At 55.9% G+C, this 2,362-nt stretch carries 1 rRNA gene; it reads right to left on the reverse strand.

The features are described from left to right. Positions 1-10 precede the first annotated feature (10 nt). Positions 11-2,362: ribosomal RNA gene (locus ACJH7A_RS30290) — 23S ribosomal RNA — on the reverse strand; the annotation flags it as partial.

Consider the following 2,362-nt stretch of genomic DNA (forward strand, 5'->3'; position numbering starts at 1 on the left):
TTTTTTGGGTGTGTGTAAGTTTTCGGCCGGTTAGTGCCAGTTCCCTAAACTTATTGCTAAGTGTGCAGGTCTGGTCTATCGATCCCGTGGTCTGCGGGGGGCCTTATCCCTCTAAAAGGGTGAGAAACCTGGTCTTGGAAGAGGTTTCCCGCTTAGATGCTTTCAGCGGTTATCCTGTCCGAACGTAGCTATCCAGCGGTGCCCCTGGTGGGACAACTGGTAGACCAGAGGTTCGTCCGTCCCGGTCCTCTCGTACTAGGGACAGGTTTCCTCAAGTTTCTGACGCGCGCGGCGGATAGAGACCGAACTGTCTCACGACGTTCTAAACCCAGCTCGCGTGCCGCTTTAATGGGCGAACAGCCCAACCCTTGGGACCTGCTCCAGCCCCAGGATGCGACGAGCCGACATCGAGGTGCCAAACCATCCCGTCGATATGGACTCTTGGGGAAGATCAGCCTGTTATCCCCGGGGTACCTTTTATCCGTTGAGCGACACCCCTTCCACTCGGGGGTGCCGGATCACTAGTCCCGACTTTCGTCCCTGCTCGACATGTACGTCTCGCAGTCAAGCTCCCTTGTGCACTTACACTCAACACCTGATTGCCGTCCAGGTTGAGGGAACCTTTGGGCGCCTCCGTTACATTTTAGGAGGCAACCGCCCCAGTTAAACTACCCACCAGGCACTGTCCCTGGACCGGATAGACGGTCCGAGGTTAGAAGCCCAATACGATCAGAGTGGTATTTCAACAACGACTCCACACACACTGGCGTGTGCGCTTCACAGTCTCCCACCTATCCTACACAAACCGTACCGAACTCCAATACCAAGTTGTAGTGAAGGTCCCGGGGTCTTTTCGTCCTGCCGCGCGTAACGAGCATCTTTACTCGTAGTGCAATTTCGCCGAGTCTATGGTTGAGACAGTTGAGAAGTCGTTACGCCATTCGTGCAGGTCGGAACTTACCCGACAAGGAATTTCGCTACCTTAGGATGGTTATAGTTACCACCGCCGTTTACTGGGGCTTAAATTCTCCGCTTCACCCCCGAAGGAGTTAACAGGTCCTCTTAACCTTCCAGCACCGGGCAGGCGTCAGTCCGTATACATCGTCTTGCGACTTCGCACGGACCTGTGTTTTTAGTAAACAGTCGCTTCTCACTGGTTTGTGCCACCCCCTCCCGCTGCCGGCAGCATGTGCCTTGACGGTATGGAGGTCCCCCTTCTCCCGAAGTTACGGGGGCATTTTGCCGAGTTCCTTAACCATAGTTAACTCGTACGCCTTAGTATTCTCTACCTGACCACCTGTGTTGGTTTGGGGTACGGGCCATGTGTGCACTCGCTAGAGGCTTTTCTTGGCAGCATAGGATCACCGAATTCGCCTCACTCGGCTATGCATCACCTCTCAGACATGTGAACGACGGATTTGCCTATCGTTCGTCCTACAGGCTTACCCCGGTATTACCACTGACCGGTACGGCTACCTTCCTGCGTCACCCCATCGCTTGACTACTACCCACCAGGGTCCCACGCAGCCGGCAACACGTGATCCCCGAAAGGATCATCACGTGCCATTTGGATGGTTAGCACAATGGATTCATCACGGACGCACACACACGGGTACGGGAATATCAACCCGTTGTCCATCGACTACGCCTGTCGGCCTCGCCTTAGGTCCCGACTCACCCTGGGCGGACTGGCCTGCCCCAGGAACCCTTGGTCTTTCGGCGGGCAAGGTTCTCACTTGCCTATTCGCTACTCATGCCTGCATTCTCACTCCCACACCCTCCACAACTCGATCACTCGGCTGCTTCACCGGATGCAGGACGCTCCCCTACCCATCCTTGCGGATGCCGCGACTTCGGCGGTGTGCTTGAGCCCCGCTACATTATCGGCGCACAATCACTTGACCAGTGAGCTATTACGCACTCTTTCAAGGGTGGCTGCTTCTAAGCCAACCTCCTGGTTGTCTTCGCGACTGCACATCCTTTTCCACTTAGCACACGCTTAGGGGCCTTAGTCGGCGATCTGGGCTGTTTCCCTCTCGACGCACGGAGCTTATCCCCCGCCGTCTCACTGCCACGCTTTTGTCTTACCGGCATTCGGAGTTTGGCTGACGTCAGTAACCTGGTGAGGCCCATCGGCCATCCAGTAGCTCTACCTCCGGCAAGAAACACGCAACGCTGCACCTAAATGCATTTCGGGGAGAACCAGCTATCACGGAGTTTGATTGGCCTTTCACCCCTACCCACAGCTCATCCCCTCAGTCTTCAACCTAAGTGGGTTCGGGCCTCCACGCGGTCTTACCCGCGCTTCACCCTGGCCATGGGTAGATCACTCCGCTTCGGGTCCAGAACATGCCACTACACC

Origin of the sequence: Mycobacterium sp. SMC-17 (assembly GCF_045310915.1) — a bacterium.
In the GTDB taxonomy this organism is placed as follows: Bacteria; Actinomycetota; Actinomycetes; order Mycobacteriales; family Mycobacteriaceae; genus Mycobacterium.